This is a genomic window from Flavobacterium tagetis, assembly GCF_016735615.1.
GTDB lineage: Bacteria > Bacteroidota > Bacteroidia > Flavobacteriales > Flavobacteriaceae > Flavobacterium > Flavobacterium tagetis.
This window is the reverse complement of the sequence record NZ_JAERSF010000001.1, coordinates 1,138,079-1,164,943: the sequence shown is the minus strand read 5'-3', so window position 1 is coordinate 1,164,943 and position 26,865 is coordinate 1,138,079. Positions and strand designations below refer to the sequence as shown.

Sequence of the window (26,865 nt, the reverse complement as noted above, 5' to 3'; positions counted from 1 at the left end):
ACATTATGTAAAATAGAAAAATTAAATCTACTTTTATTGAAGCGCAAATATCTATAAAACAAAGTAATTTCTTAATAAAATTATAAAATATTTTTGAAGTGCCTTATTTAGAAAGGAAAATCAAAAAGTTAATATACTGAAAACGAATTGTCTAAAAATAATTCCGAATTGTTAATAAAAATTGTGAATAAAATTTTGATAACTATACTCGTTGCCTAACTTTGTTAATATGAAAATCGAAGTATATATCTCACAGTTATTGTATCGTTATCAGTGTGTAACGGTTCCAGGATTTGGTGCATTTTTAACAGAAACACATTCTGCCCAGCTGAATGAAAGCACTAATTCGTTTTTTCCACCAAAAAAAACCATTTCTTTCAACAGTCGTATTAAAAATAATGACGGATTGTTGGCAAATCATATTGCACAAGCTGAAAAAACATCTTACGGTTTTGCAGTTAGCGCAATTGCATTTGAAGTTTTGAATTGGAAAAAAACACTGGAAGAAGAAGGTGTAATTCTTTTAAAGAACATTGGAGAACTGCGTTTAAATTCTGAAAGCAATATCGTTTTCAAACCAAACGATCAGACTAACTTTCTGGCTACTTCATTTGGATTGAGTCCTTTTGTTTCTCCGATGGTGAAAAAAGAGGCATTCGAGAAAAAAATCGAAAAAATTGCAGCAAAAGAAAAAGATGCTGTTTTATTATACGAAAACGAAGAAGAAACCAAATCTTCAAATCCGTTCTTGCGATATGCTGCAATTCTTGTTTTAGGACTTGGAATTACAGGAAGCATTGGTTATCCATTATATCAAAATCAAATTGATAACCAAACACTTGTTGTAGAACAAGCTGTTCAGAAAAAAGTACAGAACAAAATTCAAGAAGCCACTTTTTTTATCAAAAGTCCACTTCCAGCTGTAACTCTTTCTGTTGATTCAGCTAAAGTAGAAACTGTTGAAACAACAATGCCTTATCACATTATGGCAGGTGCTTTTAGAAGCGAAGCTAATGCAAAAAAAGCTTACGATCAACTAATTAAAGATGGTTACAAAGCTAGAATGCTGAAAGAAAACAAACATGGCTTATTTCCTGTTTTGTATGGAAGCTATACTACAATGAAAGAAGCAGAACAAGCTCAAAAAGAAATACAAAAAGGCGAAAATCCACAAGCTTGGATTCTGGTCGAAAATCTATAAAAATTTAAAAAATCCTGTTCTAATCGAGCGGGATTTTTTGTCCTATTCTGTTGCTTTTAAGTCTTAAATTCACATTGTGTAAAAGTTTCTTCGAATAAATTCGCTTGAAAATTTAAACATTATGGACAAACTTTTAAAAACATTACTTCTCTTATTATTGCTGAGTTCACAATCATTTTTTGCTCAACAAATTTCAAACACTGCACAAGAAATAGAACGTCAAAAAGCTGATCTTGAAACGCAAAAAAGTTTAAAAGAAAATTATAAAAAACTCGACTACAAACTTGATCAGCTGAAAAAAGAGCAGAAGGAATTGGAAAGCAAAAAGAAAGCTCTATCTAAATCTGAAAACGATTTGAAATCGACAAAAGAAAAAATCAGCAAACTGGAACTTGCCAATCAGAAAATTGAGAACAAAATAACCACATCTTCTATTTCTGAAGAAGAGATTCAAAAACAGAGAATTAAAACCAAAGAAAATGAGGTAAATATTCAGAAATTAAAACTAAATCAGATTACACAGGAAAAAGAGCTGGAAAAAGCAATGTCAGCTATATAACTAAAAAGGCCTAATTCATTTTTAAATTAGGCCTTTTTTAAATGTTTATCGTGAAACAATTTTTGCATCTTGAGATAGAATTTCTTTTCCGGACTGATATACTAGTAACGCCGCAGGCGCCGAATTTTTTTCGCCTAAAACAATGAAATGACATTCATACTTGAAATTACCTTTTTTAAATTCGTAATGATGATTTCCTCCTGTTCCATCTGCGAAGAAGACTCCATTTTCAATTACAAGATCTGGAGCATCAGTCATTTTCTTCTTAATTGAACAGGAAGCATATCGATAATTATTATTTCCAAGATCATCAATTCTGATTCTAAATTTTGAAGTTTCAAGTATTGCAACTGGCTCTTTAAAATTTGAAAGTGAAGTATTTACTTCTTTTTTCTGTGCTGCAATCAGCGAATTTTTCATTTTCAGTTCTTCATCAGATTGATGATTGATGCTGATAATTCTTCCGTCAATATCGATCCACATGTCTCCACGATTTAGCATAATTCCGCGCCATCCCACTTCTGACCAATCTTTTGCTGGATCCGATTTTGATATTTTCTCAATTAAAACCATATCAAAAATTTGGTTATATCTTTTTATAAAATCTGCCTTATCCTTCACTGAAGGAATTGGATACTCCCGTTTAAATGGAAATTTGATTCGTTTGGCAATCGCTTCTTTATCACCTGCTTTTACTTCCTGAATAAATTTCGAAATGAACTTTTGGTATTCTGGTTTCAAATCCTGGGCAATCAAAAACGAAGAATTAAACACCAAAATTGTTAGTACTATTTTAAATGTTTTCATGTCAAAAAAAAATTAATGCGTTAGAAGTTAGATTTTTGAAAAACAGAAAACCATGTTTCACGTGGGACGTTCAAAAAATTAATTAATGCTCGCTTTGAACATTTTTAGCTCGTCCCAAGTAAAATCATCTCCATATTTTTCTTTCAAAGGACTCAAAGATTCTTCTTGATAAAACTGAAACGCTTCACGCAAGGCCAAAATTTTATCATACGGCAGAACATCGGTGATTTCGATTTTCTTCGTTTGGATAAGTCTTATCAAATGTCCTTCGATAGTTTGAACATTCAATTTACGCATTCTTGCAATATCTTCAATCGAATTTTTCTCCATCCACAAATCATATGTTTCTTCGACTGTCGTTTTTTTAGCCGTTTTAAGCTCGTTTTTCTCTGTCTTAGCTGATTTGTATCGAACAACGGGTTCTTCGGTTCTAAAAATGTCTGTATTTGTCGTTTTCAGCTCTTCTCTTATCCTTTCCGCTTTGTTGATTTTGTAATTTTTAATATTTGGCGACGTCAGCTTTTCTTTACTGATTTCTTCACCGGCAACAACCACTTCGATCAATAACTTAGCTTTCATCAATCTCAAAACCGCTTTAGTCTGAAGATCTTCCAAAAAGTTAAGCTCTTCGTAGAACTCTTTTACTTTTTTAAATTTTTGAATTTCAGCCATTTTATAAATCAGATCATCTACCAATTTATCCATCGCCTTGAAGAAATAATCGTAGGCCGCTTCTACCCTTTCTTTCACAAAAAACAAATCGACCGTTTCTTTGATAAAAATTTTATTGAGTTGCGAAATGAATTTCTGCGAAGGATCTAAAAGTTGTTCCATGATTTCCATTCTCTTATGCGCCCAAACCGAATGTTTCGTTTTCTCCGAACCTGCCGCATTTTCGTTATAACTGAAACGATGATTTCGCCATTCTTGCGCCAATTCTCCCCAATTAAAACTGTTTATCAAATAGTTGTGAATAAAATTTTTGGTTTCGAAGTGAAGCGCTTTCTCCAAAGTTTCTTCTGTCGCTCTATTCAAAGCGTAATCCATCACATCTTGATCGTTCGAAATGCCATTCATCTGCATCGGATAAAGCAAAATAAGCCCGTTTAACGAACGCAAACGCGAAAGTGCTACATAGGCCTGCCCAGGCAGAAAAACTTGCGATACATCGAGCGCTGCTTTGTCAAAAGTTAAACCTTGGCTTTTGTGCACTGTAATCGCCCACGCCAACTTGATTGGGTAATGTGCAAAAGTTCCTAGAACCTCTTCTTCGATATCTTTGGTTTGTTCGTTGACTTTGTATCGGATATTTTTCCATTCGTACTTCTCCACTTCGAGTGTCATGTTCTCTTCTGGAAAGTGAACAAAGATTTCTTCATCAGAAAGCGATTTGATTACGCCCATCTTTCCGTTGAAGTATCTCTTTTCAAAAGACAGGTCATTTTTGACGAACATGATTTGCGCGCCCACTTTCAATTTCAATTCTTCTTCGACAGGAAAAATCTTTTCTGGAAAATCTCCTACCACAAATGGCGTATATATATATTCTTTTCCATCTAAATCACTGATTGACTGTGAGTTGATAGAATCTGCTTTGGCATTATGCGTTGTAAGCGTTATATAACCTTTGTTCTCTTTAAAGTCAAAATCTGGCTTAACATACTGATTTAGAACAGCTATGTCTTCTGGAGTGATCTGATTATTACGCAAATTATTCAAAACCGAGATAAAAGCATCATCGGTCTGGCGATAGATTTTTGACAATTCGATATAAATTGGCGGATACGTTTGGAGAACATGAGAATGAAAAAAGAATTTCCCGCGGTAGTAGTTTTTCAGCGTTCGCCATTCTTCATCACGAATAACCGGCGGCAATTGCAACAAGTCGCCAATAAACAAAACTTGGACTCCACCAAAGGGCTGTGTATTTCTTCGAACAGTCTGCATCATGAAATCGACCGCGTCCAACAAATCGGCGCGCATCATACTCACTTCATCAATCACAAGAAGCTCCATGTTCTTGATTACATTTCGCTTGACGTTATTCATTTTGAAATGACGTCGCAATGATTCTTTGTTTTCAAACTTCACCGTTTCGGTAAATTGAGCACTTCCTTCGTACGACGGAATAAATGCAGCAAACGGAAGTTGAAACATGGAATGGATTGTGACACCACCAGCATTCAAAGCTGCAATTCCCGTAGGTGCAACGACCACAGTATTTTTATGAGTTGTCGCGATAATCTCGCGCAAAAGCGTAGTTTTCCCCGTACCTGCTTTTCCGGTAAGGAAAATAGATTTTTGAGTCTGATTAATGAATTGCAAAGTATAAGCTGCCGCTTCTGAAACGTTCTGCATTAGGCTTGTATTAAATAATAAAATTACCGCATTTTTATAAAAAGAAAAAACCTAAATCTTAGTGGATTTAGGTTTTCAGTAATTTAGTTAGTTTGGTAGTTTTTTATTTTTTTGCTTCGCCTTCTTTTGTTTCAGCTGCTGGTTTTGCATCTGCTTTTGGCTCTGCTTTGTATTTATCATTTAAAGCTTTGATAATTTCTTTTGTGATATCGTATTTCTCTTCAGCATACAAAATTGTTGCAGCATCTCCTGTTCCGTAGATGTAAGAGTAACCGTTTTTCTTTCCGTAATCTTTAATGAACTTTTTAACTCCACTAACAAGAGAATCCATCTCAACACCACTTTCTTGTTGTAATTGTTGAGCCAATGCTTGTTGTGCATAACCTAATTGCTGCTCTCTTTTTTGCAATTCAGCACCTCTTTGCTGTGCCCAAGCTTGACCGTTTGCTTGTGCCTGACTTTGAAAACTAGCAGCGTCTTGTTTAAAACGTGAAATCTCAGCTTGTAATTGTCTACCTTTTTCTTCCGCTTGAGCTTTGTACTTTGCCTCTAAATCTTTTGCCTCAGTGTATTCTTTCATCAAAACCGAAGTATCCACGTAAGCTGTTTTTACTTCCTTTACCTCTGCTGTTTTGTTACAAGAAACTGCGAAAACTGAAAGTGCGATAATAACTAATGCTTTTTTCATTTTTTTAAATTCTATTTTTTTAAGTATTGAAGACAAAAATATAAAAAAATCAATAGCATCAACATAAAGTTTAAAAAATGCGTAAAATTTATGATATTGTTTTTATTTATCGAAAAAAATATAGTCATAAACCAATGTTATTGCCATATTTTAGGTATTTTTTGTCTTATTTTGAGTTAGCTAAAAAAGCCATCTTGTCTTTTAGAGGCAAAATGGCTAAAATGATTTTTTGATTTTTTATTTGTTTTTCAAAACGTAAATATGCGATGAATATTCCTTTGAGCTTTTTGCTTTCCAATTTGATTTTAAACCAATGAAAAAAGCTTTGATGTAATTCATTTTTCCATTTTTATATTTTTCGGATAAAAGGCTTACGTAAAAAGAATCAAACTTCATTGGAAGTATCTTTTCTAATTTCATATCTACTCTTTCGAAAAGCAATTGAATAGATTTTTTAGAAAAATGCCAAAAGTGAATCGGCACATCATAAGCAGCCCAAAAAGTTTCATAATGACCCGCATCGAACGATTTATAGTTTGGAACCGCAATAATTAATGTTCCAGTTGGTTTTAACAAACGCTTCAATTCTTGAATCTGAAGTTCTAAATTTGGAACGTGTTCTAAAACGTGCCACATTGTAATTACGTCTAAAGAATTACTTTCTAAAGTGCTAGTTTCTTCTACAAATGAAATCCCTTTTTCTTTAGCAATATTTTTTGCTCGATCGCTTGGTTCTACTCCAATGGTTTCCCAACCATCATTTTTTGCTGTTAGAAGAAAATCTCCAGTTCCAGCTCCAATATCCAAAAGTTTTCCTTTTTTCGATTGCTGGCTATTGATTAGATTCAATTTATTCTTAAGCGCAATATTTTTTACAAAATGATATGCTTTTTCAAATAACGAACGTTTGTTATCTGTGTGCGAAATATAATCTTCACTTTCGTAATATTTACCCAAATTTTGAAGTTCAGGTTGTGGAGAAGTAATTAGCATATCTAATTCTTCATCGTAATACAAATCAAAAATTTCTTTTGAAACAGAATGGTCTTTTACAGTAAGAAAATGTTTTTTGTTTAAAACGTTCATTTTTTAAATTTATAGATATTTGGGTTTAATTTATAGCAAATCCTAAAAACGAAATTTTATCGCTTTTAGGATTTTTGTTTTTTTTCTTTTATTCTTCTAAACTCTTTTTGATTTCTTCAAAATTGATAATTCAATACAATTGCAAATCTACTTTATTCATCCTCTTTACAAAATAATATCCTTTTCAAATCTGATTTTTCTTTACATCTGAAACCATTGATAATTCAAATTATTTCAAAAAATCACTCTTATTTCAGCAAAAGGTTTCACGTGGAACAGAAAACAATTTTAGATTTCAGACTTTAGATTTTAGATTTATTCTCGATTCTGAAATAAAAACCCAAAAACATTATAGTTTCACGTGGAACATTTAAAAGTTTTTAGTCCCAGTTTACAGTCTCAGTAAAAACTGGAAGCTGAAAACTGAGACTGCAAACTTTTTTACCTTCCCATATAAATCAAAAGCACGGAAATATCACTTGGTGATACTCCGCTTATTCTTGAAGCTTGAGAAATAGTTACAGGACGAATCTTGCTTAATTTCTGTTTTGCTTCAATAGACATCGACTTGATTTTATTATAATCAAAATTGTCTGGAATTTTCACTTCTTCCAAACGATTTAATTTATCTGCATTATTTCTTTCTTTTTCGATATAACCAGAATATTTAACCTGAATTACGGCTTGCTCTACAATTTCTTCATCCAAATCATTTTCTTTGATATATGCATCAACCTTTTCAAATTTCAACATATCCTCCAATTCAATTTGCGGACGAGAGAAAATCTTAAACATTTTATCTCCCTGAGAAATTGGCGCAGATTCTTTTGCTTCCAAAATCGGATTTGTTTCTGCAATCGTTACACTAGTTTCTTTGAAGAATTGAACCATCTTTTCAGATTCGTTCAATTTCTTTTCCATTCTTCGTAAACGGTCTTCAGAAGCTAAACCAATTTCATATGACATTGGAGTCAATCTGAAATCGGCATTATCTTGACGCAACAATGTTCTATATTCTGCTCTCGATGTAAACATACGATACGGCTCTTCAGTTCCTTTCGTAATCAAGTCATCAATTAGAACTCCGATGTACGCTTCATCACGTTTTAAAATCAATGGATCTTTTTCGTGTACTTTCAAGTGTGCATTTATTCCAGCCATCAAACCTTGAGAAGCTGCTTCTTCATAACCTGTCGTTCCATTAATTTGTCCAGCGAAATATAAACCTTCAACTAACTTTGTTTCCAAAGTATGTTTCAATTGCGTTGGAGGAAAGAAATCATATTCGATTGCATAACCAGGTCTAAAGAATTTCACGTTCTCAAAACCTGCTACAGAACGAAGCGCTTTGAACTGGATATCTTCTGGAAGTGAAGTTGAAAATCCATTTACGTAAACTTCGCAAGTATTCCATCCTTCTGGCTCCACAAATAATTGGTGACGTTCCTTATCTGCAAAACGATTAATCTTATCTTCAATCGACGGACAATATCTTGGTCCTAAACTTTTGATTCTTCCATTGAACATTGGAGAACGATCAAAACCTTCTCTCAAAATATCATGAACATCCAACGAAGTATATGTCATGTAACAAGAACGCTGATGCGTTAAAGGAGAAGTCACATCTGAATAAGAAAACTTATCTGGCTTTGCATCACCTTTTTCTTCATTCATTTTAGAATAATCTAAAGAACGTCCATCTACTCGAGGTGGCGTTCCTGTTTTCATTCTTCCAGCTTCAAAACCTGCTTTGATCAAATCTTCGGTAATTCCGGTTGCAGCACTTTCTCCTGCTCTACCACCTCCGAATTGTTTTTCTCCAATATGAATCAAACCATTCAAAAAAGTACCATTTGTCAAAACAACAGATTTGGAACGAATCTCCACACCAAGTGAAGTTCTAATTCCTTTTATCTTTCCATCTTCGATTATCAACCCTTTTACCATCTCTTGGTAAAAATCTAAATTTGGAGTTGCCTCCAACATCATTCTCCATTCTTCTGCAAAACGCATTCTGTCACTTTGAACTCTCGGCGACCACATTGCAGGTCCTTTCGATTTATTCAACATCTTGAACTGAATTGCAGTTCGATCTGAAACAATTCCTGAATATCCTCCAAGCGCATCAATTTCTCGAACGATCTGTCCTTTTGCAATTCCCCCCATCGCAGGATTACAAGACATCTGTGCTATGTTCTGCAAACTCATTGTAACCAATAAAGTTTTCGATCCCAAATTTGCGGCCGCTGCCGCGGCTTCAGAACCAGCATGGCCTGCACCAACCACAATAACATCGTATTCTTCTAAAAACATTTTGTTTTACTATTCTCTAAAAACCGCTGACGCGGTTTCTAGAATTACATTTATTTTTTCTTTGTTCCACGTGGAACTTTTATTTTTTGTTTCAGGTTTCAAGTTTCAGGTTCAAACTAAAACCTGCAAACTGATATTTTCAAATTCAGAAAACAAATAAAAACGTTTCACGTGGAACATCTTTTTATTTTCCTTAAACAGAACTTCCAAACAGAACTTCCAAACAGAACTTCCAAACAGAACTTCCAAACAGAACTTCCAAACAGAACTTCCAAACAGAACTTCCAAACAGAACTTCCAAACAGAACTTCCAAATCAGAACTTCCAAATCAGAACTTCCAAATCAGAACTTCCAAATCAGAACTTCCAAATCAGAACTTCCAAATCAGAACTTCCAAATCAGAACTTCCAAATCAGAACTTCCAAATCAGAACTCTCAAATCAGAACTCTCAAATCAGAACTCTCAAATCAGAACTCTCAAATCAGAACTCTCAAATCAGAACTCTCAAATCAGAACTCTCAAATCAGAACTCTCAAATCAGAACTCTCAAATAGAACTCTCAAATAGAACTCTCAAATAGAACTCTCAAATAGAACTCTCAAATAGAACTCTCAAATAGAACTCTCAAATAGAACTCTCAAATAGAACTCTCAAATAGAACTCCAAAACATAATCTTTTAAATAAATATTTCACGTGAAACATTTCTAAATCTCCACTCTAAACTCCAAAGAACATTTTAAAATCATGTTCCACGTGAAACACCCTGGTCTTTTCTTTTAAATTCAATCTTAAAAAATCGTTCCACGTGGAACGATTTAATCTTTTATTCAAATTCTTTATATTAACGTTCCACGTGGAACGCTATAAATTCTTTTATTCTCTTTAAATATATTTCACGTGGAACGTTAAAAAATCTAAAAACAAAACGTTTCACGTGGAACATATATATTAAAAAGATGTTTAACTACTGTTCCACGTGAAACATCTTCATCTTCTCTTCTTCTTTTGCTCTCATTAATTGAGCATCTTCATCGGTCTTATCCTTGTATCCACAGTAATGAAGTATACCGTGAGATAGTACTCTTTTAAGTTCTTCAGCAAAGGAAACATTGAAGTCTTTTGCGTTGTCTGCAACACGTTCTACAGAAACAAAAATATCTCCATTCAACTCGTTACCAACAGTATAATCAAAACTAATAATATCTGTTAGGGTATCGTGATCTAGATATTCTACATTGATTTTGTGAAGAAATTCATCATCACAAAATATGTAGTTTATCTCACCTTCATTCTTTCCTTCAGAAACAATTACAGCACTAAGCCACTCACTAAAAGCTTGCTCGTCTCCTAAAGTAAAATCTGTTTCGTAATTAAAATTTATCATTTTGTATTAAAGTATTCTTGAACTTTTTGATTAAAATTCGAGCGCAAAGGTAGTGATTGTCTGTTTAATATCTCCACACTGTTTAAATATTCCAATAGTGAACTTGGTAACGTATTTGATCTATTAGTAAATTCTGCCTTATTAGTTTCAGATTGTCTTTGTGTATCCTGACCTTGTTGCTGAACTGCATTGTTTAATTTCCATAATTCTTGTTGGATATTTAGAATGCGTTGTAGGTTCTCATTCTTAAATCCTTTATTCAAAATCTGTTTTTCAGATTGTTTCATCTGATCAATAATAGACCTCCCCTGAGCATCCAAACCTTTCTTTGCTAATTCTTTTTGAAGCGCTTCTCTAAGTTTAACTTGCTCTTTGTAGATTTCCATTATAGCTTCTGCATCGCCTTCTCCATCTTCTCCTTCATTACCATTCTTCTCCCCTTTTCCATTCTTTCCATCTTTACCAGAAGTTCCTTTATCACCACTTTTGTTTCCTTGGCCTTCCTTACCTTGACCATCTTTACCCTGTCCATTTTGTCCTTGTCCAGACTTTCCGTCTTTACCATCACCAGGTTTATCTCCGGGTTGCTGTCCAGGTTTCATTCCTTCTTTCATTTTATCAGCAAGACCTTTTTGCTTCTGAATAATATCTGGTAACTGCATTCCTTGTCCGTCTCCTGGTTTTGGTTTTCCAGCTCCAGGTTTAGGCATAGACATCTGCATGTTGTTCAATAAATCACTTAAGAAATCGGCTAACTTATTGGCTGATGAAACCGCATATTGCTGATGTGAAACTCCTCTTGGAATCTGAACATCGGTTAAAGTTTCAATCGCTTTATCCATGTTGTATTGTACGTTTCCAATTTCTTTAGTTACGTCTTCTGCTACCTTTGGGTTACGTAATGAAAGTGCAAATAAACTATCATCAACATGTCTAAACTGCTGTTTTAAATTCTGCTGAATCTTAATGTTTTTTGTAAATGTAGATGAACCTAATTTCATTGCTTTAAACTGTTTCATCACATCTTCTTGTGATAAAGAATATGCTAAAAGATTATCCAGAATCTGACGAAGCATTGCTACATCTTCTTCTAATTGTTCCTGTTCTCCACCTTCCATTTCGCTCTGCATTTCCTGAGCCATGGACTTCATTTTCTTTGCAGCACTTTTCTGTTTTGGTTTAGCTCCAGATGTGTTCTTTTTACTTAATTCCTCAGAAGCTTTATTCAAATCATTGTCTACATCTTTCTCTTTTGAAGCATCAGACGGAATATCTAAAGGTTTCTTTAAAGTCTTATTTTCTTCTTTCAAGTCTTTTAAATCTTCCTGAATCTTATCAAAAGATTTATTGATTTCGTCCTGCTTCTCTTTAGTATTTTCTTTCTCTTTATTTGATAACTGTTCCTGTTGTTCTGACAGTTTGTTTAGTTTCTCAGCAACCTGTTCTGCTTTCTTCGAAACATAAAAACGTTTGGTTAGCTCAACCAATTGTTCTAAATTACGTGATTGGTTTTTACTGATTTGCTTAAATTTTTCCATCTTATCAAACAGTTCTTCACTATTTAATTTGTCATTTAAGTTCTTTAATTCATCCAATAATTTCTGATTTTTTTCTAAATCTTTCTGTGCATTATCTAAACGCTTTTGTAAATCTTCAGCAGTTTTATCTTTCTTATCATCTTTGAACTTATCTAAATTCTGATTCATTTTCTCAGAAAATTGTTTCATCATTTCGTCTTGTTGTTTCTGACGTTTGATAAAATCATTAATCTTTTGCTGATCTTTAAACTCTAAATTATCTTTTTCTTTTCCTGTATTCTGAAGCTTATCCATTTCTGAAATCTGCTTGGTTTGATTCTTCAAAGATTTAGATAAACTATTAATGTTTTGATTTTGCTGTTGTAATTCTTGATCCTGAATTTCATCTGTTGTAGCTACACGATCTGAAAATGTAGAAGACTTTGTAGACTTAAATCCGTGTGGTGCATCATTATCAAAAACCTCAAAATAGTACTCGTATGAAACTCCTTCTTCTACTGGAAGGTTACTTGGAAAATTAAAAACAAACTGATCAAATACTCCACTCTTCACAGGAATATTTCCACGTTTTGCAGACTGTGGTTTGTTACGTTCGTAGTATACAATTTGTAATTTCGAAAGTCCGTAATCGTCACCTAATCTACCCAAGATATAGTTCTTATCCAGCTTCAAACTGTCTGGTGCTGGCCCCACATTGATGGTTGGAAACTGATCTTTGATTACAGATAGCTGATAATCTAGTTTTTCGTAGTTTTTAACCTTATCATTAGACGTAAGTATTTGATATTCGGTATTTTGACTTATATTTTTTACTAATTTAAACTCATTTTCTGCTTTATTGAACTTAAATTCTTCATTATCTCTTTTCCATACTACTTCTTGAGTAGATTTGGTATTCATTTTCCAAGTTACAGTTGTTCCTTCAGGTACAATTGCGTTTCCAGTTCCTTGAATTGTTTCTGATTTTTTCTTTAGATAAGAAGGAAAATTTAGAACCATTTCGAAGTTAGCGATTGATGGAACTGTAATAACTTTCAATTCATATTCTTCTGAAACAACCGAATTTCCTTCAAAAGAAAATTGAATATTTTCAGAAGGCTTTTCAATTTTAAATTCAAACTTTCCAGCTTGCGGAGATTCCATAAAATAACTTTCATCACCAATATGAATCATGACATTTTCAGGAACAACGTTTCCAACAGATTCCATTTTAATCACAAAATCTTTGTTTTGTTCTGCTTGCAAATTCGAATTCAAAACCACAAATTTGAAAGGAGCTGGTGGCAAGAATGCAGAATTGAAATGCACTACTCTATTCAAACTTTGAGAAATTACATTGCTATTTCCAGAAATATAAAACACAGCAAAAAGCAAAATTGGAACTAAAGCTAATGGCAAATATTTTTTGTTAGCGTTAAAATTGATGGCATTTCCAAAAGGAATTGGTTGTAAGGAATTTGCTTTTTGTTCGATTGAAGCCAAAACTAATTCTGAACTTTCAGGATTATTCTCTGAAGACAATTGTAAAAAGTTCGTCAACTTATCGCTTACTTCTGTGAAATGATTTCCAATAATTTTTGAAGCTTGGCTATAATCAATTCCCTTTTGAAGTTTGAATAATTTAAATAACGGAAACAGAATTAAACGAACTAAAAGGAAAACTTCAACTCCAACAAATAACCAAAATAGAAAAGTTCTTCCCAGAGGTTTTAACCAAAGAAAGTACTCTACAAAAAGCGTAAATAGAAAATATAATAAACCAAAACCTGTAAAAAGTAAGATCCCTTTTATTAATTCGTTGGTATAATATTTCTTAATGAAAGCCTCTAACTTTTGATATATTGCAGATGATGTTTTCAAAATAAATCTGTTTGAATTATAACCTATAAAAGTAGTAATTATAACAATAAGTCTGAAAGTCAAAAGTCGAAAGTCAAAAGTTTAGCACACAGCTAAAAACCTTTCAAACTTTCGACTTTTGGCTTTTGACTAATATCGTATCTTTGCAACAAAATTTTAAACAAATGTCAAAGCAAGTTCGTGTGCGTTTTGCACCAAGTCCGACTGGACCGTTACATATTGGCGGAGTTCGTACTGCCCTATTTAATTATTTATTTGCAAAAAAACATAACGGTGTTTTTTATCTAAGAATTGAAGATACAGATCAGACTCGTTTTGTTCCAGGTGCAGAGGCTTACATTATGGAAGCTCTTGAATGGTTAGGAATTGCTCCTGAAGAAACAGTTGGAAAAAATGAAAAATTTGGTCCATACAGACAAAGCGAACGTAAAGATTTATACCAACAATATGCAGATCAATTAATCAATTCTGGTTGGGCATATTATGCTTTTGATACTCCGGAAGCTTTGGACGCACATAGAAAACAACACGAAGCTGAAGGAAAAACATTTATTTACAATCACCACAATCGTGAAAAGTTAGATACTTCTTTAGTAATTTCTGCTGAAGAAACTGCTAAAAGAATTGCAAATGGAGAACATTATGTGATTCGTTTTAAAACTCCGGTTGATGAAACTTTACATTTGAAAGATATTATTCGTGGAGATGTTAAGTTTGAAACGAATCTTTTGGATGATAAAGTTCTTTTCAAAAGTGACGGAATGCCAACGTATCATTTAGCAAATATTGTTGATGATCATTTGATGGAAACTTCACATGTAATTCGTGGTGAAGAATGGTTGCCTTCTATGCCTCTTCATGTTTTATTATACAAAGCATTTGGTTGGGAAGCTCCAGAATTTGCTCATTTACCTTTGATTTTGAAACCAGTTGGAAATGGTAAATTATCAAAAAGAGATGGAGACAAAATGGGATTCCCTGTATTTCCTTTAGAATGGAAAACTGAAGAAGGGGTTTCATCTGGTTACAGAGAAAAAGGATTTTTCCCAGAAGCAGTTGTAAACTTCTTAGCTTTATTAGGATGGAACGATGGAACTGATAAAGAATTATTTTCTTTAGAAGAATTGACTCAATCTTTTGACTTGAACAGAGTTCACAAAGCTGGAGCAAAATTTGATCCAGAAAAAAACAAATGGTTCAACCACCAATATTTAGTAAAACAAAATGATGCAGATTTGGCAAAAACCTTCTCTCCTATTTTAGAAGAAAAAGGCATTGATGTATCTAAATATGATCTTACGAAAATTGTTTCTTTGATTAAAGAAAGAGCAAATTTCGTTTCTGAATTTTGGGATTTGACTGATTTCTTTTTCCAAGCTCCAACATCTTACGATGAAAAAGCAAGCAAAAACTGGAAAGAAGAAACTCCAACTTTAATGCAGGAACTGATTTCTGTTTTAGAAAATATCGAAGATTTTACTTCTGCAAATATTGAAGCAATCGTGAAAGATTGGTTAACTAAAAACGAAATCGGAATGGGTAAAGTAATGCAACCTTTTCGTTTAAGTTTAGTTGGAGCTTTGAAAGGTCCTCACCTATTTGACATTGTTGAAATCATTGGAAAAGAAGAAACTATTTCTAGAATTCAGAAAGCAATTGAAACTTTATAATTAAAAATTTCATTCAAAAATAGAAAACGCTAAGAAACATCGACCAAATGTTCTTAGCGTTTTTTTAATGTTTGATAATTCCTTTTTAGAAGAATTTTCGTAATTTACCGAAATTCATAAATTAAACTAAATAACCATGAGTACAGCATTTATTATCTTTTTAGTATTGGCATTCTTCATTTTCATGTCGTCTTTCTTTACTGTAAAACAGCAATCGTCTGTTATTATCGAACGATTTGGAAAATTTCAGAGTGTAAGAAATTCAGGATTACAACTTAAAATTCCGTTGGTTGACAGATTGGCCGGACGTGTAAATCTTAAAATTCAGCAATTGGATGTTATCATTGAAACTAAAACTAGAGACAACGTTTTTATTAAAATGAAAGTTTCTGTTCAGTTCAAAGTAATTCAAGAAAAAGTATATGAAGCATTTTACAAATTAGAATATCCACACGATCAGATTACTTCTTACGTTTTTGACGTAGTTCGTGCCGAAGTTCCAAAACTAAAATTGGATGATGTTTTTGAAAGAAAAGATGATATCGCAGTTGCAGTAAAACGTGAATTGAACGAAGCAATGTCTACTTACGGATATGATATCATCAATACTTTGGTTACTGATATTGATCCAGATATCCAAGTAAAAAATGCAATGAATAGAATCAACGCTGCTGATAGAGAAAAAACCGCTGCTGAATTTGAAGCAGAAAGTTCAAGAATTAGAATCGTTGCAAAAGCAAAAGCCGAAGCAGAAAGTAAACGTTTACAAGGACAAGGTATTGCAGATCAGCGTCGTGAAATTGCAAGAGGTCTTGTAGAAAGTGTTGAAGTTTTGAACCAAGTTGGAATTAATTCTCAAGAAGCTTCTGCCCTAATTGTAGTAACACAACATTATGATACTTTACAAGCAATTGGAGCTGACGCAAATTCTAATTTAATTTTACTTCCTAATTCTCCTCAGGCTGGTAGTGACATGTTAAATAATATGGTCGCATCATTTACTGCATCAAACCAAGTTGGCGAAATGATGAAAAAACATAATAAAAAAGTCGACAAACCAAAACCAATTCAGAGACAATCAGGTTATGAAGATGACATTCAACCGGAAGACCAACAATAATATAAAAATGAAAAAGAGGCTTAATCGCCTCTTTTTCTATTTATAAACCAACCAATTACATAAGGTAAAATGGTCTGTATAATTTTTACATAAGAATTTGAAAAGTAATCTGTGTAAGATGAAATAAAACCATTTACAATATTTTGTGGTGTGATACTTTCCTTAGTTTTCTGAAAACTTAAGACCAATTTCTGATAATTGATTTCTTTTTCTAATTTCAAAATTTCTAGATCTCTTTCAATCTCAGCATACGAAGAGTATTTTTTTCTTTCCATAATTAATCATTAAAAAAGATTTCTGAAAATTTCTCCAAGATTGGTCCTTCAACAAATTTGTCTTTTATAAAGAAAAGCAAAATGGTTATTACCAGATAGATTCCTCCTACAGTCAAAAATCCGAGAGCATTACTTTCAAACAAAGAACCAAAAGCATACGCTGCGGCGAAAGATCCAAAAATCATCACCATACTGAAACACAATAAAATCAAAGTAAACTTAAAGATTAAAGTTGTTGATTTCATTGCAACCTTAAAACCCCAAAGTTTGTAATAAGCTAAATGACTTTCAATGTATTCTTTAGCTTGATCCTGAACTTTTTCAGTGTTTTCTTTTAATTCTTCAAAAGCCATATTTAAAATTTTAGATAAAAAAAGCACAAAACTTTCTTATAAAAATAAGCAAGTAATGTGCTTTATAAAAATATTATTTCTGAAGTTTAGCGTTTTGTGCTTTTAACTCAGCCAATTTAGTTTCTAAAAAAGTAATTACTTCTTCTGTTTTATGGCTGACATTAGAAAGTAACTCATTCAAAGTTCCGTCAAGATTATGAGTAGCACTCGTAAATTTTTCACGAAGAACTTCAGAGCTGGCATCAAAAGAATCTTTCAGATTATGTTTAGCATCATCGATACCTTCCTTAATTTTTGCTCTTGTTTTTGATCCTTTATCTGGAGCAAATAAAATTCCGATTGCCGCTCCTGCAGCCGCTGCAGCTAAAATTGCTGCTGCTGTATTTAAATTCTTAGACATGATAGTTACAATTTAAAATTATTAATAAAGATACTCTTTTTTAAAATGATAAAACTTTGATTAATTGCAATTTACAAAAAATTAACAATCTTATTAATACACATAAGCTACAGCTTCATACTTACCATCTGCTTTTTCAACGATACTAACAAATGGATAACCACTTGAAGCCGATTTAGATTTGATTCTCATAGCAGTCTGGTTCTGATTTGCAATTGGCGGTTCGCCTTTTGTCCTTGTTGAGACTCCTGTAAAACTAGCTGCTTGTTTCAGTCCTATTGTTTTGTCCTGTGGAAGAACAGTTACCATTTTGTAATCGTCTTTTGAATCAACTACTATTTTATCAGAAACTTTTTGAGTTTGTTTTGTTTCTTTATTTGTAATAGATGAAACTGCATATTTACTGATTTTGATTTCTTCAGAACTTCCATTCAAAGAATAATAAACAAAACCATTTTCGTTTTTAATAAAATTCACATCAAGATGTTCTCCGTTGTGTTTTGTAATTTGATGTGTTTGTGAAATTGCTACGTTTGCAAATAATAATGCTACTGCGAAATATAAAATTTTCATGATAATTAGATTTAAATTAAAAATTGTCAGACCTGAAATTTAAAAACTAAACTTTCACTCAAATTCAACATTATGGAATTTTATACATTATGATGCAATCTGAAAAAATATTTTTTACGGGAAATATTATCAGAATTCCATCATAATAAAAATGAGAACATAAAATTGTCTTTTTAGGAAATCAGTTTTGAAAATCTATTATTATAAAAAATTACGAGTTTCTAAAAACAATAAATTTCAACTTAGATTCTTTACGGCAAATTTTAATTTTTTACAAAAATCATCTCTGACTTTTGGTATTGAGTTAAAAATAGCAGTTTTATAAACAATTGTGTGTTAACAACCCGTTAAACTGACTAAAATAACAGTAAAAACTAAAATAAAGACCGTAAATAAACAATAATTAAAAAAATGAGTTATTTATTAATTCGATTTAAAAAACGTCTTAAAATCAATTTATGAAGGTTAAAATCAATCTATAAAAACTATTATTTTTACATTTTTAATCATTTTTATAAATAATAATTAAAAACTAAAGTTCTGAAAAATCAATAATAAAAATTTATATATATAAAATTAAAATCAAGAGCTTTAAAATAATAAAAAACTATAGTTTTAAATTTTATAGTAATTTTTATAAATAATAATTACAAACTAAATTTTAAACTATAATAATAATCAAAACTTATAATTGTAAAAATTGAAGTCAAAAAATTAAAAAATAAGAAAAAACCTTAATTTAAGTTTTTTTAGAAGAAAACTGGAAGCAAAAAAGTAATAAATTAAAATAAAGAGTTTTAATGAATGAAAAGTAGAAAAAGGTCTTCTCTATTCAACTATTTTTTATTCGCTCTTAAAATTAAATTATGAAAGTCAATTTTAATCTATAAAATAAATAAAAATACTAAATTTGATAGATTATATTAATAATAGATAAAATATTAAAATTATATATTTTAAATAATTAAAATTTATTATTACGGATTTAGAACAAAAATTGAACCTAAAAAAAGAACAAAATAAAAATAAAGCTTTCTAAATAGATTAAAAATAAAAAAATGAATTCCTCATCCAATAAAATTTTATTTTCGATTAAATTAAATTTATGAAAGTCAGTTTTAATCTATAAAAATTATAAAATTTTACTTTTTAATAGTTAATCTATATAATAAAAAAAAGCGCTTATAAAAGCGCTTTTAATAAATTTATCTGATATTACTTCTTCACCATTTCAGAAAGAATTTCAATTTCTCTCTCAGAAGCATTTTTTGGTGGATTTGAATATAATTTCAAAATTTCATCATCAAACTGATTTTTGAAACTTTCACTTTCAATATCTCTTAAATTTAAAAGTGCTTTTGATCTAACATAAGTCGATTCACTTTTTAGAGACATTGAGTATAATTTCTTAATATCTTCTTCTTCAAAATCTGTAGATTTCCAGTTTGAATACTTTAAAATAAACTGAGAAAACAACAGCGAAGCCTTATTATTGTTGATATTCTTCTTTAAAGAATTCTGTAAAAGAGAAAAACTAGAGATATTTTTGATGTTCTCCCCTATTGCACTTTCAATTGCAATTCTTTCTGGTTTAGTCTCAACTTTAAAATATTTGTTAATATCTTTCAAAGAATTATTAATGCTGTTTTCCTCTTTTTTACCCTTTTCTTCCCAAGCATCTTTCAATCCAACAGTTTTGTTAAATACTAGTTTTGAAGGAGTTGAATCTTTATCAACAGTAAAATATCCTAAACGTTGAAACTGAAATTTATCCTCATTTTGAGCTGTTGATAAACTTGGTTCAACATATCCAGTTACAATTTCTAATGAATTTGGATTCACAAAATCTAAGAAATTCTTCTCTTTATAACTGTCTGGAGCTTCATCTGTAAACAAACGATCGTACAAACGAACTTCTGCTTCCAAAGCATGTTGAATAGAAACCCAATGTAATGTTCCAGATACTTTTCTTTGGCTTGCTTCTGTCCCACTTCCACTTAAAGAATCGGTATCATACGTTACATGAATTTCAGTAATATTACCTTCTGAATCTTTTACAACTGACTCACCTTTAATAATATAAGCATTTTTAAGACGAACTTCTTTTCCTAAAGTCAAACGGAAAAACTTAGCTGGAGCTTCTTCTAAAAAGTCTTCTCTTTCAATGTATAATTCACGAGAAAAAGGTACTTTTCTAAAACCTGCATTTTCATCTTCCTGATTGTTTTCAGCTTCCAACCACTCTTCTTTTCCTTCTGGATAATTGGTAATTACCAGTTTTACAGGATCTAAAACAGCCATTACACGAGGTGCAATTTTGTTCAAATCTTCACGAATACAGAATTCTAAAACCGATACATTGATCAAATTATCACGTTTTGCAATACCAATTGTATTAGCAAAATTACGTAATGAAGCAGCTGTATAACCACGTCTTCTTAATCCAGAAATGGTTGACATTCTTGGATCATCCCAACCGTTAACATGCTTTTCTTTAACTAATTGCTGTAATTTTCTTTTACTAACAACAGTATGTGATAAGTTACGTCTAGCAAATTCTCTTTGTTTTGGACGTAGTTTATTTTCATCTAAAATCTGATCTAAAAACCAATCGTATAATTCACGGTGAGGCAAGAATTCTAGTGTACAAAATGAGTGCGAAATTTGTTCTAAATAATCACTTTGTCCGTGTGCCCAATCGTACATTGGATAGATTTTCCAAGCATCTCCAGTTCTGTGGTGATGTTTGTGTAAAATTCTGTACATGATAGGATCACGCATTAACATGTTTGTTGATTTCATGTCAATTTTTGCACGAAGAATATGTGTACCAGCCTCAAATTCACCGTTTTTCATTCTTTCGAATAAATCTAAGTTTTCTTCAACAGAACGATTTCTGTATGGACTATCTGTTCCAGAAGTTGTTGGAGTTCCTTTCTGGATTGCCATTTCTTCAGAAGATTGACTGTCAACATAAGCTTTATCTTTCTTAATTAATAAAACTGCCCAATCGTATAATTGTTGGAAATAATCTGATGCATAACATTCTTCAGCCCATTTGTAACCTAACCATTCCACATCTTTTTTAATAGCATCAACAAATTCCTGCTCTTCTTTTTCAGGGTTTGTATCATCAAAACGTAAATTCACAGGAGATTGATAATCAATTCCTAAACCAAAATTTAACGCAATAGAACTCGCGTGCCCAATGTGTAAATATCCATTAGGTTCTGGTGGAAAACGAAAGCGAAGTTTAGTATTTGAAAGACCTGATTTTACGTCTTCCTCTATGATTTGTTCAATAAAATTGAGTGATTTCTCTTCTGATGCCATTATTTTATAGTAATTTTAGCAAAGATAAAAAAGTTTATAGTTTATAGTTTATGGTTTATGGTTTTCTTTGGAAACTTACTCTAAACTTGAAACTTAAAACCTGAAACTAAATTTAGAAATGGGAGTTATAAAATTAAAAAATATCCGTACTTTTTCTTACCACGGATGTTTAATTGAAGAAGGAAAAATTGGATCTGATTACAAAGTAGATTTAAAAATTAAAACCAATTTACAGAAATCGGCAGAAACAGATCATCTTTTAGACACTGTAGATTATGTTCATTTGAACAAAATTGTAGCCGAAGAAATGGCAATTCGTTCGCATTTATTAGAACATGTTGCTAAAAGAATCAATATTCGTGTACTGGCAGAGATAGAAATGGTAGAAAAAACAACAGTTTGGGTTTCTAAAATAAATCCGCCTATTGGTGGTGATGTTGAGTCAGTTACTATAAAAATGACAGAAATTAGAAAGTAATTTTGAAAATTAAAATCCTAAAATTTTAAAATAGTTAGTGTGAAACTTTTGAAATTTAAAGATTTTAGTTACTTTTGCCAACCGTTCAAGTAATGGCGTCGTGGCCGAGCGGCTAGGCTGGGCTCTGCAAAAGCTCCTACTCCGGTTCGAATCCGGACGATGCCTCAAAACCTTCAAAGCAATTTGAAGGTTTTTTTTATGTCTTGTCATTGCGAGGAACGAAGCAATCTTACTTAGTATATAGACAATTTATAAACTCATGCAAGTGAGATTACTTCGCTCCTCTCAATGACTTATAAACACAAAAAAACCTCTGAAATTCAGAGGTTTAATTTTATAATATTGAGTTATTAACAACTATTTCTTTTCTATCCTTTCAAAAGCATTTTTAACCATTTGCTTTTCTTTAGGAAACCATCCTTGAATTACTAAAGCAAATCCGAAAACCATTAAAACCACGCTAATTCCTTTTTTAATTTTAAGAATATTTGTTGGAGTCATTTTTGATTTTAACTGTTTGGCTAATAAAATCTTAGCACAATCAATTAATAAGTAAGTGATGATTACAGCAGTAAAAAATGTCATCATTCTAGGAGTCTGCATATCTAATTTTGGTCCTACAGAAATAATTACGGCAAGCCAAAAACCAAGAACACCAATGTTAATAACGTTAAGTAAAAAGCCCTTTACAAACAAACTGCCATAGTTTCTTTTCAAAATGTCTCGGTCAATTTCTTCATCGTTTATTTTTTCTTCTTTCTTTAATTTTACAAACGATATAATACCATAAGAAAGCATAATTATTCCGCCAAAAATAAAGAGTGCTGGATCATCTTTCAAACTGGAAATCAGTCTATAACTTCCAAGATAAGCAATAGCAATAAAGAAAATATCTCCCAATACTACACCTAAATCAAAAACAATTGCAGCTCTAAATCCTTTTGTAATGCTGGTTTCTAATAAAACAAAAAATACTGGACCAACCATAAAGCTAAGAACAAGTCCCCACGGGAGTCCAGCCAGAATATCATTTATCATCAAAATACGACTTGTTATTTTACTTCTTCTATTTTACCACCAAAAACAGTTTTCTGGTTTATTTGCTTTGGTTTTCCATAAATGTAAATAGAGCCTCCTGCGCTCACTTTTGCATCGACAAGGGTAGAAGCATTAACATCTGCTTTTCCGCCCGCAGAAACGCTTACAGTAGTCTGAGACGTCTCTAATTTACTTGCTAGTAAATATCCTCCAGCTCCTAAACTTGCATCTTGATTTGCTGCTTTTCCAGTTAAAGTAATTTTACCTCCTGAAACTGAACTTACTTTTAGTTTATCAACATCCAAATCAACATTTATAAGACCGCCTTCCTGAGCACTCACTTTAAAAGAAGTAGCTTTGATGGCTTCACTGCTTTTCACTTCTGCTCCTTCATTAACATCAATCAATTCTATATGTCTGTAATACAAAGTTATATCAAGATCATTTCCAGAAAGAAGCTTTGGAAAAGGCATTCTTAATTTTAAAATACCATTTTTATTAACAGCTTCAACTTCTGCTTCTCTTGTTCCTTTTATTACAATTTTATTTTCAGATCCTTGAACTAATTTTACACTTAATTTATCAAATACTTTTACGGTATCAAAATCACCTAACTCTTTGGTAACTTGACTAAAAGACATTTGTACAAATAAAATTGCTGCTCCTATAATTAGCTTTTTCATACTTTTATTTTTAAATTAATATTTATTCTGCTCGTCTTAAAAAATGAAAATCCAGTTGTTTTTTCACTAAGTCGGCATTTTTTACTTTCACATAAATTTCATCTCCTAATTGGAGTAATCGGTTTGAAGTAGCTCCAACCAATGCATATTGTCTTTCGTCAAAAGTATAGTAATCCTCTTTTATTTCTCTGATTCTTACCATTCCTTCACATTTGTTAGAAACAATTTCAACATAAATTCCCCATTCGGTAACACCAGAAATAACTCCAAGGAATTCTTCGTCCTGATGATCCTGCATGTATTTAACCTGCATGTATTTAATACTGTCACGCTCAGCATTTGTTGCTAAGTTTTCCATGTTTGAACAATGCAAGCATTTAGTTTCATAGGTTTCTTCGTCTACAGAAGCTCCCCCATCTAGATAATACTGCAGCAATCTGTGTACCATTACGTCTGGATAACGACGAATTGGCGATGTAAAATGGCTGTAATAATCAAAAGCTAAACCGTAGTGACCAATATTATCAGTCGAATATTTGGCTTTGCTCATACTTCTAATCGCAAGAGTATCAATAAGATTTTGTTCTTTCTTACCATTTACTTCTTCCATCAAAGCATTTATAGATTTCGCTATATCACCTTTTGTTCTAAAATCAATTTTATAACCAAACTTAGCAATAACAGTTTGCATTGCAATCAGTTTATCTTCATTTGGTTCATCGTGAATACGGTAAACAAAGGTTTTCTTTTGTTTTCCAATATATTCAGCCACTTTTCTATTAGCCAAAAGCATAAATTCTTCAATCAAATGATTGGCATCTTTTGATATTTTAAAATATACTCCTTCTGGTTCTCCTTCTTCGTTAAGATTAAATTTCACTTCCACTTTATCAAAAGAAATAGCGCCTTGCTGCATTCTTTTCTTTCTTAAAATCTTAGCTAATTCATCTAATTTCAAAGTAGCTTCAACTATCTCATCTGAAACCACATAAGAATCCCCAGTAATAGAAATATCAACTGGAATCGTATTATTTCCTTTTGTTTCAATAATATGCTGAGCTTCTTCGTAAGCAAAACGTTGATCTGAATAAATTACTGTTCTTCCAAACCATTGGTTGATAACCTGAGCCGTTGGAGAAACTTCAAATATTGCTGAGAAAGTATATTTCTCCTCATTCGGACGTAACGAACAGGCAAAGTTTGATAATACTTCCGGAAGCATTGGCACTACTCTATCTACCAAATAAACCGAAGTGGCTCTCTGATATGCTTCATCATCTAGGATTGTTCCTTCTTCCAAGTAATATGAAACATCTGCAATATGAATTCCAATTTCGAAGTTTCCATTTTCTAACTTTTTGAAAGACAAGGCATCATCAAAATCTTTTGCATCTTTTGGATCTATCGTAAACGTAAGCGTATCACGCATATCACGACGTTTTGCAATTTCAGATTCCTGAATGGAAGTATCCAGTTTTTGTGCAAATACTTCTACTTCAACAGGAAAATCTGCTGGCAAACCATATTCAGCTAAAATAGCATGAATCTCTGTGTTATGTTCTCCAGGTTTTCCTAAAACTCGAATTACAGATCCAAACGGACTATCAGCTCTTTTTGGCCAATCTTCAATCTTAACTAAAACAACGTCACCGTTTTCTGCTTCACCAATTTTATCTTTAGGGATAAAAATATCGGTATACATTTTAGGGTTTGCAGTCGAAACAAAAGCAAAATTTGGCTGCATATCAATTACACCTACAAACTCTGTTTTATCTCTTTCTATAACTTCAATTACTTCACCCTCAGGTCTTTTTCCTTTTCTTCTGTTATAAACGTAAACTTTTACTTTGTCTTTATCTAAAGCACGATTCAAATTATTGGTCGGAATAAAAACATCTTCTTCAAATTCGTCACAAATAAAATATGCCGTTTTTCTGCTCGTCATATCTATCGTTCCTTCGTAGTAATCCTGGCTTACGGCTTTTACTAAGTATTTTCCAGGTTCTGTTTCTATAATTTTCTTCTGAGCTGCAAGAATCTTTAGATCTTTTATAATCTGATTTCTGCTTTTTGTATCATCAAGTTCTAGCTTTGCTCCTATCTGTTTGTAATTGAATGGCTTATTAGCATTTTGCGATAAAATCTTCAGGATCTTCCCAGAGAAATCTTTCTCTTTTTTTATCGGCTTTCTAATTTTCTTACTCATATATCTTTTCTAATAAGGTTTAAAATTACGAATAAGAAATCAGATTACAGATTTTAACAAATAGAATTATTAAAATTATAACTTTTCGTACATTTACAAAAAGACCTAAAATGGAAAGCTTTAAAACGATCGCCGTATTCAATTATCTGCACGAAACCGTAGTTCTCAAACACTTACTAGAACAAGAAGGAATTCCTTATTTTTTCGAAAACGAAATGACGCTCTCTGTAATGCCATTTTACTCCAATGCACTGGGCGGAATCAAACTCAAAGTTCATCCAAACGATTTCGAAGAAGTCCAACAAATTCTAGACAATCTTAACAATCCACTTAAAATCGTCTGAAACAAGATTCAAAACAAATTCAAATCAGAAGTAAAATTCAAACTCAAATCAAATTTTTTCAATTTCAACTTTTTTAGTTTTCAACATATATTAAATACAACAAAAAAGATTTTTAAAAATTTAAAAAAATTTGGTTGTTATTATAGCTTGTTAATATGTCGAATAATTTTTTTTTTGAAGCCATTGAAATCTCGTTTTACTTATTTATTCTGAGTTATCAACATAGTTATTTTTGGTTAAATGACTAATTTATAAGACTTTTTGTATTTTAATTAACAACGGTTGACAACCAAAATTGAATTGATTTTGTAGATAAGTTGATATGTTGATTTCTGTTGAAAATGGTATTTTTTATATTGATAACTTTTCCAAAAATTCACGAAACTTTTCTTGCATATTTAAATCCAGTTTTGGATTAGGTATTTTTTTGACACAACCAAAAAAAAGTTCTAATTTTCTTTTCGAACTTATTAACATTTTCTGTTAACTTAAAGTTAATTGAATATCAAGCAATTACAAACTGCTATTAACACCTTAAAATTTTAACAAATATTCTGTTTATTCTTCATTGATTGTGAGACAGTTATAGACTTAT

General features: G+C 31.8%; 22 protein-coding genes and 1 tRNA gene. 8 read left to right on the top strand and 15 right to left on the bottom strand.

What is annotated here, in order from left to right; all coding sequences use genetic code 11:
* Positions 1–229 precede the first annotated feature (229 nt).
* Together JI750_RS05090 and JI750_RS05085 are read left to right on the top strand one after the other, a co-directional pair.
* Positions 230–1,201 (top strand): HU domain-containing protein, encoded by a 972-nt coding sequence (locus tag JI750_RS05090; protein ID WP_201999234.1) that lies wholly within the window; start codon positions 230–232, stop codon positions 1,199–1,201.
* 121 nt (positions 1,202–1,322) lie between these two features.
* A complete protein-coding gene (locus tag JI750_RS05085) occupies positions 1,323–1,760 on the top strand; it encodes a hypothetical protein (protein ID WP_201999233.1) in 438 nt (145 codons plus the stop codon).
* Positions 1,761–1,805: 45 nt separating this feature from the next.
* Here JI750_RS05085 and JI750_RS05080 read toward each other — a convergent pair whose 3' ends face one another.
* From JI750_RS05080 to mnmG, 5 genes are all read right to left on the bottom strand, one after another.
* Positions 1,806–2,567: a hypothetical protein gene (locus tag JI750_RS05080; RefSeq protein WP_201999232.1), complete on the bottom strand. Its 762-nt coding sequence runs from the start codon at positions 2,565–2,567 to the stop codon at positions 1,806–1,808.
* A gap of 78 nt (positions 2,568–2,645) precedes the next feature.
* Positions 2,646–4,925, bottom strand: a complete 2,280-nt coding sequence (locus JI750_RS05075; RefSeq protein ID WP_201999231.1) for a helix-turn-helix domain-containing protein — start codon at positions 4,923–4,925, stop codon at positions 2,646–2,648.
* Between the two features lie 103 nt (positions 4,926–5,028).
* Entirely contained in the window at positions 5,029–5,613 is a 585-nt protein-coding gene (locus tag JI750_RS05070) for an OmpH/Skp family outer membrane protein (protein ID WP_008465752.1), read from the bottom strand.
* A gap of 237 nt (positions 5,614–5,850) precedes the next feature.
* On the bottom strand, positions 5,851–6,699 hold the full coding sequence (locus tag JI750_RS05065; RefSeq protein WP_201999230.1) for a class I SAM-dependent methyltransferase: 849 nt from the start codon (positions 6,697–6,699) through the stop codon (positions 5,851–5,853).
* 441 nt (positions 6,700–7,140) lie between these two features.
* Complete coding sequence (gene mnmG, locus JI750_RS05060) at positions 7,141–9,012, bottom strand: tRNA uridine-5-carboxymethylaminomethyl(34) synthesis enzyme MnmG (RefSeq protein ID WP_201999229.1); 1,872 nt, start codon at positions 9,010–9,012, stop codon at positions 7,141–7,143.
* Positions 9,013–9,183: 171 nt separating this feature from the next.
* Between mnmG and JI750_RS05055 the strand changes: the two genes are divergently transcribed.
* Positions 9,184–9,594, top strand: coding sequence for a hypothetical protein (locus JI750_RS05055; protein WP_201999228.1), 411 nt, complete (start codon positions 9,184–9,186; stop codon positions 9,592–9,594).
* 385 nt (positions 9,595–9,979) lie between these two features.
* On the opposite strand, the gene ybeY is transcribed toward JI750_RS05055, so the two are convergent.
* Complete coding sequence (gene ybeY, locus JI750_RS05050) at positions 9,980–10,399, bottom strand: rRNA maturation RNase YbeY (RefSeq protein WP_201999227.1); 420 nt, start codon at positions 10,397–10,399, stop codon at positions 9,980–9,982.
* Complete coding sequence (locus JI750_RS05045; protein ID WP_201999226.1) at positions 10,396–13,797, bottom strand: DUF4175 family protein; 3,402 nt, start codon at positions 13,795–13,797, stop codon at positions 10,396–10,398. The genes ybeY and JI750_RS05045 overlap by 4 nt, the downstream gene beginning before the upstream one ends.
* 164 nt (positions 13,798–13,961) lie before the next feature.
* Here JI750_RS05045 and gltX point away from each other — a divergent pair, with 164 nt between their 5' ends.
* Both gltX and JI750_RS05035 read left to right on the top strand, forming a co-directional pair.
* A complete protein-coding gene (gene gltX, locus JI750_RS05040) occupies positions 13,962–15,467 on the top strand; it encodes a glutamate--tRNA ligase (protein ID WP_201999225.1) in 1,506 nt (501 codons plus the stop codon).
* A gap of 136 nt (positions 15,468–15,603) precedes the next feature.
* Complete coding sequence (locus JI750_RS05035; RefSeq protein ID WP_177211521.1) at positions 15,604–16,587, top strand: SPFH domain-containing protein; 984 nt, start codon at positions 15,604–15,606, stop codon at positions 16,585–16,587.
* Between the two features lie 20 nt (positions 16,588–16,607).
* Here the strand turns inward: JI750_RS05035 and JI750_RS05030 are convergent, their stop codons facing one another.
* The 5 genes from JI750_RS05030 to JI750_RS05010 all read right to left on the bottom strand — a co-directional run bounded on the left by JI750_RS05030 (position 16,608) and on the right by JI750_RS05010 (position 21,521).
* Complete coding sequence (locus JI750_RS05030; RefSeq protein WP_111378724.1) at positions 16,608–16,862, bottom strand: DUF6327 family protein; 255 nt, start codon at positions 16,860–16,862, stop codon at positions 16,608–16,610.
* Positions 16,863–16,864: 2 nt separating this feature from the next.
* A complete protein-coding gene (locus JI750_RS05025) occupies positions 16,865–17,215 on the bottom strand; it encodes a competence protein (RefSeq protein ID WP_198855072.1) in 351 nt (116 codons plus the stop codon).
* A 73-nt stretch (positions 17,216–17,288) separates the two neighbouring features.
* Positions 17,289–17,615, bottom strand: a complete 327-nt coding sequence (locus JI750_RS05020) for a YtxH domain-containing protein (RefSeq protein WP_111378726.1) — start codon at positions 17,613–17,615, stop codon at positions 17,289–17,291.
* Positions 17,616–17,708: 93 nt separating this feature from the next.
* Positions 17,709–18,188 carry a hypothetical protein gene (locus tag JI750_RS05015; RefSeq protein WP_201999224.1) on the bottom strand — a complete coding sequence of 160 codons (480 nt, stop codon included), beginning with the start codon at positions 18,186–18,188 and terminating at the stop codon, positions 17,709–17,711.
* A 1,215-nt stretch (positions 18,189–19,403) separates the two neighbouring features.
* Positions 19,404–21,521, bottom strand: coding sequence for a glutamine--tRNA ligase/YqeY domain fusion protein (locus JI750_RS05010; RefSeq protein WP_201999223.1), 2,118 nt, complete (start codon positions 21,519–21,521; stop codon positions 19,404–19,406).
* A 118-nt stretch (positions 21,522–21,639) separates the two neighbouring features.
* On the opposite strand from JI750_RS05010, the gene folB reads away from it, so the two are divergent.
* Both folB and JI750_RS05000 read left to right on the top strand, forming a co-directional pair.
* Positions 21,640–21,999, top strand: a complete 360-nt coding sequence (gene folB, locus JI750_RS05005; RefSeq protein WP_111422890.1) for a dihydroneopterin aldolase — start codon at positions 21,640–21,642, stop codon at positions 21,997–21,999.
* Between the two features lie 94 nt (positions 22,000–22,093).
* A tRNA-Cys gene (locus JI750_RS05000) sits at positions 22,094–22,164 on the top strand.
* A gap of 192 nt (positions 22,165–22,356) precedes the next feature.
* Here the strand turns inward: JI750_RS05000 and JI750_RS04995 are convergent.
* The 3 genes from JI750_RS04995 to rnr are packed head-to-tail and all read right to left on the bottom strand — an operon-like array spanning position 22,357 to position 25,926.
* The gene (locus JI750_RS04995) at positions 22,357–23,037 is read right to left on the bottom strand and encodes a LysE family translocator (RefSeq protein ID WP_201999222.1); all 681 of its coding nucleotides are present in this window, start codon (positions 23,035–23,037) and stop codon (positions 22,357–22,359) included.
* 14 nt (positions 23,038–23,051) lie between these two features.
* Positions 23,052–23,720 (bottom strand): head GIN domain-containing protein, encoded by a 669-nt coding sequence (locus JI750_RS04990; protein ID WP_201999221.1) that lies wholly within the window; start codon positions 23,718–23,720, stop codon positions 23,052–23,054.
* Positions 23,721–23,742: 22 nt separating this feature from the next.
* Positions 23,743–25,926 carry a ribonuclease R gene (gene rnr, locus JI750_RS04985; protein WP_201999220.1) on the bottom strand — a complete coding sequence of 728 codons (2,184 nt, stop codon included), beginning with the start codon at positions 25,924–25,926 and terminating at the stop codon, positions 23,743–23,745.
* A gap of 110 nt (positions 25,927–26,036) precedes the next feature.
* Here rnr and JI750_RS04980 point away from each other — a divergent pair, with 110 nt between their 5' ends.
* Positions 26,037–26,270 (top strand): putative signal transducing protein, encoded by a 234-nt coding sequence (locus tag JI750_RS04980; protein WP_111368335.1) that lies wholly within the window; start codon positions 26,037–26,039, stop codon positions 26,268–26,270.
* Positions 26,271–26,865 lie beyond the last annotated feature (595 nt).

Coding starts and splice junctions, on each gene's coding strand:
- JI750_RS05020 (WP_111378726.1), bottom strand. CDS start 17,615: ATGTCTAAGAATTTAAATACAGCAGCAGCAATTTTAGCTGCAGCGGCT.
- JI750_RS05010 (WP_201999223.1), bottom strand. CDS start 21,521: ATGGCATCAGAAGAGAAATCACTCAATTTTATTGAACAAATCATAGAG.
- JI750_RS05035 (WP_177211521.1), top strand. CDS start 15,604: ATGAGTACAGCATTTATTATCTTTTTAGTATTGGCATTCTTCATTTTC.
- JI750_RS05030 (WP_111378724.1), bottom strand. CDS start 16,862: ATGGAAAGAAAAAAATACTCTTCGTATGCTGAGATTGAAAGAGATCTA.
- JI750_RS05090 (WP_201999234.1), top strand. CDS start 230: ATGAAAATCGAAGTATATATCTCACAGTTATTGTATCGTTATCAGTGT.
- JI750_RS05075 (WP_201999231.1), bottom strand. CDS start 4,925: ATGCAGAACGTTTCAGAAGCGGCAGCTTATACTTTGCAATTCATTAAT.
- rnr (WP_201999220.1), bottom strand. CDS start 25,926: ATGAGTAAGAAAATTAGAAAGCCGATAAAAAAAGAGAAAGATTTCTCT.
- JI750_RS04990 (WP_201999221.1), bottom strand. CDS start 23,720: ATGAAAAAGCTAATTATAGGAGCAGCAATTTTATTTGTACAAATGTCT.
- JI750_RS05070 (WP_008465752.1), bottom strand. CDS start 5,613: ATGAAAAAAGCATTAGTTATTATCGCACTTTCAGTTTTCGCAGTTTCT.
- JI750_RS05015 (WP_201999224.1), bottom strand. CDS start 18,188: ATGAAAATTTTATATTTCGCAGTAGCATTATTATTTGCAAACGTAGCA.
- JI750_RS04980 (WP_111368335.1), top strand. CDS start 26,037: ATGGAAAGCTTTAAAACGATCGCCGTATTCAATTATCTGCACGAAACC.
- mnmG (WP_201999229.1), bottom strand. CDS start 9,012: ATGTTTTTAGAAGAATACGATGTTATTGTGGTTGGTGCAGGCCATGCT.
- gltX (WP_201999225.1), top strand. CDS start 13,962: ATGTCAAAGCAAGTTCGTGTGCGTTTTGCACCAAGTCCGACTGGACCG.
- JI750_RS05085 (WP_201999233.1), top strand. CDS start 1,323: ATGGACAAACTTTTAAAAACATTACTTCTCTTATTATTGCTGAGTTCA.
- JI750_RS05080 (WP_201999232.1), bottom strand. CDS start 2,567: ATGAAAACATTTAAAATAGTACTAACAATTTTGGTGTTTAATTCTTCG.
- JI750_RS05025 (WP_198855072.1), bottom strand. CDS start 17,215: ATGGCTTTTGAAGAATTAAAAGAAAACACTGAAAAAGTTCAGGATCAA.
- ybeY (WP_201999227.1), bottom strand. CDS start 10,399: ATGATAAATTTTAATTACGAAACAGATTTTACTTTAGGAGACGAGCAA.
- JI750_RS04995 (WP_201999222.1), bottom strand. CDS start 23,037: ATGATAAATGATATTCTGGCTGGACTCCCGTGGGGACTTGTTCTTAGC.
- JI750_RS05065 (WP_201999230.1), bottom strand. CDS start 6,699: ATGAACGTTTTAAACAAAAAACATTTTCTTACTGTAAAAGACCATTCT.
- folB (WP_111422890.1), top strand. CDS start 21,640: ATGGGAGTTATAAAATTAAAAAATATCCGTACTTTTTCTTACCACGGA.